This window comes from Mesorhizobium sp. M2E.F.Ca.ET.219.01.1.1 (assembly GCF_004016445.2).
Classification (GTDB): domain Bacteria; phylum Pseudomonadota; class Alphaproteobacteria; order Rhizobiales; family Rhizobiaceae; genus Mesorhizobium.
Window position 1 is genome coordinate 1 of sequence record NZ_SADT02000019.1, and the last position, 4,959, is coordinate 4,959.

The 4,959-nt window shown below is 61.2% G+C and carries 2 protein-coding genes and 5 pseudogenes; 3 read left to right on the forward strand and 4 right to left on the reverse strand.

What is annotated here, in order from left to right:
- Window positions 1-177 precede the first annotated feature (177 nt).
- Together EN862_RS37175 and EN862_RS34605 are read right to left on the reverse strand one after the other, a co-directional pair.
- A pseudogene (locus tag EN862_RS37175) lies at window positions 178-598 on the reverse strand (transposase); the annotation flags it as partial.
- A 494-nt stretch (window positions 599-1,092) separates the two neighbouring features.
- Window positions 1,093-1,328, reverse strand: a pseudogene (locus EN862_RS34605) (IS21 family transposase); the annotation flags it as partial.
- Between EN862_RS34605 and EN862_RS37475 the strand changes: the two are divergent.
- From EN862_RS37475 to EN862_RS34615, 3 genes and pseudogenes are all read left to right on the forward strand, one after another.
- A pseudogene (locus EN862_RS37475) lies at window positions 1,320-1,667 on the forward strand (ATP-binding protein); the annotation flags it as partial. The pseudogenes EN862_RS34605 and EN862_RS37475 sit on opposite strands and share 9 nt — an antisense overlap.
- Window positions 1,668-1,789: 122 nt before the next feature.
- Window positions 1,790-1,981 (forward strand): annotated as a pseudogene (locus EN862_RS37480) (ATP-binding protein); the annotation flags it as partial.
- A 64-nt stretch (window positions 1,982-2,045) separates the two neighbouring features.
- Complete coding sequence (locus EN862_RS34615) at window positions 2,046-2,399, forward strand: transposase (RefSeq protein WP_126097345.1); 354 nt, start codon at window positions 2,046-2,048, stop codon at window positions 2,397-2,399.
- A 357-nt stretch (window positions 2,400-2,756) separates the two neighbouring features.
- Here EN862_RS34615 and EN862_RS34620 read toward each other — a convergent pair whose 3' ends face one another.
- A complete protein-coding gene (locus tag EN862_RS34620; protein ID WP_126097346.1) occupies window positions 2,757-4,094 on the reverse strand; it encodes an amidase in 1,338 nt (445 codons plus the stop codon).
- 597 nt (window positions 4,095-4,691) lie between these two features.
- Window positions 4,692-4,959, reverse strand: a pseudogene (locus EN862_RS34625) (hypothetical protein); the annotation flags it as partial.

A 4,959-nucleotide genomic window follows, 5' to 3' on the forward strand; every position in this document is an offset into this window, starting at 1 on the left:
GGCCCAACATGGCGCTGCACATGCCGCTGTTCCTGACCGACGAGGAGGGCCGTTTCGCGATCGGTTGCAGCGAGACGATCCTGGTGACCGATGGAGGGGCGGAGGTCCTGAGCAACGGCGATCGCGAACTTCGATTCCTCTGAGCTGAAAGCCATAATGGGTCGGCGATCGTCGCGTAGCAAAGAGACGCAACGCCCGCTCGGCAGCGTTGTTGGTCGGGCTGATCCGGCCGTCGGCGAACAAGGTCATAAACCTTCCCACCCTTCAGCACATACTCGATCGGCTCAGCAACCGGAGAGCTTCGGGACAGTCTTGCCCGCTCGCTCCGCATCCCCTAAGCGTCTCTGCCAACGGCCGGCTTTCCTGCTGGCGTCCTCGCAGGCGTTCGTCGGCGGCAAGACCTTTGATGTCGCGCTCGACATCAACAGCAGGTCCATTGGTTGACCGCCTCGAGCGCGATCCGCGAGATCGGTGCGGCATCCTTGCGCGCTTGGCATTGGTAGCGACGTCGGCAAGCACGAAGAACTTTCGGCGCGCATCCGCCCAGCACAGCGCCTGGGGTCAGCGGACCAGGATTGCGGCCCACTTTGAACAACGGCATCGGCCTGAACATTTAAGCACCACCCGTCAGTGAATGAACGCCTTTTGATCTCGCCGGCTTCGGCGGCGAACCTGAGGGCCTTTGGTACGAAAGCGAGGAGGCGCCGCCTTGTTCTGTAACGGGACCCTACTTGTAAGCTCCTTTGAGTGATAGCCCGGAACGGCAGCTGTTTGGCGCGAAGGCCGAACAGAGCAGCGCCAATGAGATCAGACCACAAGGACTGGCACGGCCGAATGCTCGACCGTAAGCTCGCCCGCGGGCCGACAAGCGCATTAGGAACCGCCTTGTCCCAGCGAAGCTGCGCTTTCCCAAAGCCTGCATCGAGGAGATCGGCTTACCGCCGCGTTGCCTGACCGGCGCAACCCCACGGCGTTCGCCCCAGGGCGAGGGGCTAAGGCGCCTCAGCCTGATCGTCACCGGCCGACCTCTTCGCTGCCAGATCGCCTCCGTCCTCTCGGCTTCGAAAGCCTCCTGCACCACAGTCTGCAATAGCCATAAGTCCTGGCGTTGATCTCCAGCGCCCGGCCGCAGGCGGCGTTGACGCGCTCGCGGCCGAAGCCCTTGACGAGCCGTATGACGCCAAGACAGGCGCGGAAGCCTTGTTCGGGATGCGGCCGATCCGCCAGTATCTTCTGGCACAGCAAGGCCGCATCGAGACCGATCGCGGAAGCTTCCCGGTTGATCCTCTCGATCGTCCACGGCGGTGCGATGAAGGCATGTGATCCGGCTGGCCACGGTCAAGACGCTCGCCAGCTTCGACTTCTCTTTCCAGCCCTCGCTCGACCGCGATCGAATCTTCACGCTGGCCCAACTCGGCTTCGTCGCCCGCTGCGAGGTCATCCACTTCCTCAGCCCGCCCGGCACAGGCAAGAGCCATCTGGCCATTGCGCTTGCAGTCGAGGCTGTGAAGGCTGGAAAGAGCGTCTATTTCTGCACGCTCGCCGAACTCATCGCCGCGCTGGCAAGGGCCGAACGCGAAGGCCGCCTGCAGGAACGCATCCGCTTCTTCTGCCGGCCTGCTCTGCTCGTTGTCGATGAGATCGGCTACTTGCCCGTCGTCCACGGTGGCGGCAATCTGTTCTTCCAACTCGTCAACGCCCGCTACGAGAAGGGCGCAATGATTCTCCCTCAAATCGCGGTTTCGCCGAATGGGGCGAGGTCTTCGGCGACCCTGTCGTCACAACCGCACTTCTCGATCGCCTGCTTCACCATGCGGTCGTCGTCCAGATCGACGGATCGAGTTATCGGCTCCGCCAGCACGCCGAGCTCATGCCCGAACACTTGCGATCAAAAGCCTCCATCACGCCGCCGACAATAAATCCACCATCGCGGCCGCGCGGCCGGCCACCGAAAAATGGACACCCCTCCGCGACAGCCTGAGCGGCGAAACTGGGGAATTTTACTTCGGCACTTTTGGGGAAAATTCGAGCGGCATTGACACCTTGTGATCTCGCTTGACCAGGACGAGTTTCCCTCCGGCACAGTTCTCAAGCTCTATCGCATGCGCTGGCGCATCGAGCTCGCCTTCAAGCGTCTGAAGAGCCTGATCGGACTGGCCACGCCTCCCGCCAAAGAGCCAAGGATCGCAAAGCCTTGGATTCTTGCCCACTTCCTCATCGCGCTTGTGACCGAAACCCTTTCGCAGGAGTTGGGTGTCTCTCCCCTTGAGCGACGGGCGCCCGCTGCTGTGGCGCGCCACCCGCCAGATCGTCGCCTCGCTGATCGCAGCGATCTTTGCTCAACCGCCCTTGGCAACCCTGCGCCAAAATCTCCATGCCTTGCGACATCGATGGCGTGAGCCACCTCGAAAGCGCAAATTTCAGTCCATGCCGAAGCTATCTTAGCGCATGCCTCCAAGGGGGCGGCATCATTTCGGATTCAGGGGGCGGTTAAATCTCGGAACGAGGGGGCGAGATCATTTCGGAATCGGAGGGCGACATCCCTCGGAATTTGCATCCCGTCCATCCGCAAAAGCATGGAGTGTTCCTCTTGTTCGCTAAATCTCGGCTTTTCTTCCAACCGTTTCTTCCTGTAATTCAGGAATTGTCTGCTATTAATTTGTCTCAGTCGCGGGGTGCACTCCAGAACTGTCCTCTCAGTTTTCTAGACCAGTCCCGTGTTCTTGTCGAACGCTCGAAGTCACTGGTTGACGCGATCAGAATCTCGCCTCCCTGCATACGCTCTCGAGCCTGAGGGCGACCCCAAAGAGCTGCGCATCGGAGCCGGGTGCACCAATAATCTGCACAGACACGGGCAGGCCGCCGCTCGGCGAGGCTACCGGGAGCACTATCACCGGCGCGCCTACCAGATTGAAGAAGGAAGTGAACATCGTCAGGGCACTGCCAAGTGGAATAGTCTGCCCGGCTATGTCCACGTCGATGGTCCCGACCTCCGGCGCTGTGATCGGACAGGTCGGCATCAACAGGAATTCGAACGTCTGCATGGCCTGCGCAAATGATCGCCTGTAGGTCGACAGCACGCGCTTACACTGGACGTAGCTTTCTGCGGACAGGAACTGACCCATCACAATGCCGCCGCGCATGTCGGCACCGAATCGATCTCGGGCGCTGGCAAGATTAGGGCCGTGATACGCAAGAGTTTCGGCGAGCTGGATTGTCAGCGAGACTGCACGGGCCTCGGACTGATCGGGGAGTGCGATCGTGCCGAATGTGGCGCCCCGCCGTCCGATGTGTGTCTTCGTGGCGAGGAACGCGTCGTGCACCGACGCGTCGCATTTGTTCTCGCAGCCGTTGACCAAGGCAACCCTCGGCGCCGCGCCGGGTGGCGTCGCCGACGGGAGCTTCGCGATTTGCCTGACGACAAGCTCCAGGTCCTCAACAGATGTCGCGAGTACGCCCGCATGGTCCAGCGACCAACAATAGGGGATGACGCCGTCGAGACTGATCAGGCCATAGCTCGGCTTGTACCCGGCGATGCCGCAGAGCGCGGCCGGGATACGAACCGAGCCGCCCGTATCGGTGCCAAGCGCGAACGGCACGATGCCCGCCGCCACGGCTGCCGCGGAGCCGCTGCTCGAGCCACCAGCGAGCCTTGTCTCATCATGCGGGTTGACGACTGTTCCGGCCCAGCGGTTCTCACCGGTCGCGCCAAATGCGAATTCGTGGAGATTGGTCTTGCCGATCAGGGCCGCCCCCGCTGCCTCAAGCATGCAAATGGCCGCCGCCGACCTCTCCGGCACATTGTTCTCTAACACCCTGCTGCCGCCGGTGGTCCTGATCCCGCGCGTTTCGAACATATCCTTGGCGGCATAAGGAATTCCATCAAGCGGTCCCAGAACGCGGCCGGCCTTCCGGCGTGTATCGGCCTTGGCCGCCTGGGCGAGTGCATGGTCGGCGGCAACCGTAATGAAGCTGCGCAGCGAGGGATTGGTCCGTTCGGCCGCAGCAATACAGTCGCTGATGATCTCGACCGCGGACCGGTTGCCGCCCTCGAGTGCGGCCGCAATAGTTTTGATTGACCTCCATTCAGTCATGGCCAGTGTCTGTTGCTTGCGCTAGGGCGTCCGGAGCAACTTGGCCCAGGTCTCTGGCGCCGATTCTGCGCAAATCCGATAGCAAACTCTCGAAGCTAGGAACTACCCCGAACCGGGGCGTCACCAACTTTTGAAGATCCTCTTCGGCCCATAGGTTGTCAAAAAAATCGACGTTAATGGCCTGCAATGTCTCCAGACGGAGCTTCACCATTGTTCCTCTTTCCCACAACGGCAAGGCCGCGCAGATTATCGTGAGTAGTCGAATCCGGTTTAGTGATGAAAATTCCCGTCTCCGAAGTTCCCCCTCAATAGTAATGTTTAGATCACGAGGGAAAATCATACTGGCCTCGGTGCCCGGCTCATCGCCCGGTTCAGTCGGCGGGCTCGAGGTCGCACTGACCATCGAGCGCCCGGTGAGTAGCCGGGAAAGCATCCGGCGCCCGTGTAGACCTCAGCCGCCGCCTTGGCTTCCCGCAAGTGACGCTCCTGCGAGGCGATGGGTTGCTGGCCCTGGGGTCGACCAACCCGCCCTACATCGTCACCGGGAGGAATAGTCACTTTCGTCGCTATGCGAGGAGCGTCGGCCCATTATGGCATCTAGCCAACGATTTCGAAGTACCTCGCGTGGGTGATATCGTGGATGCGATTGATCAAGCTCGAGTAGCTATGTCCAGCGGCAATCGCGGCTAGGACAAATTCGGAGTTCATACTCAGCCCCGGCATCGAGTTGATCTCCAAGACAAAGGGCTGACCGGAGCGGTCGATCCGGAGGTCGACGCGGGCGTAGTCCCGGCACTGGCAGGCACGGAAGGTCGCAACCGCAATGTCCTGCAGCAAAGTTGCAAGGCTGCTCTCGACTTGCGCC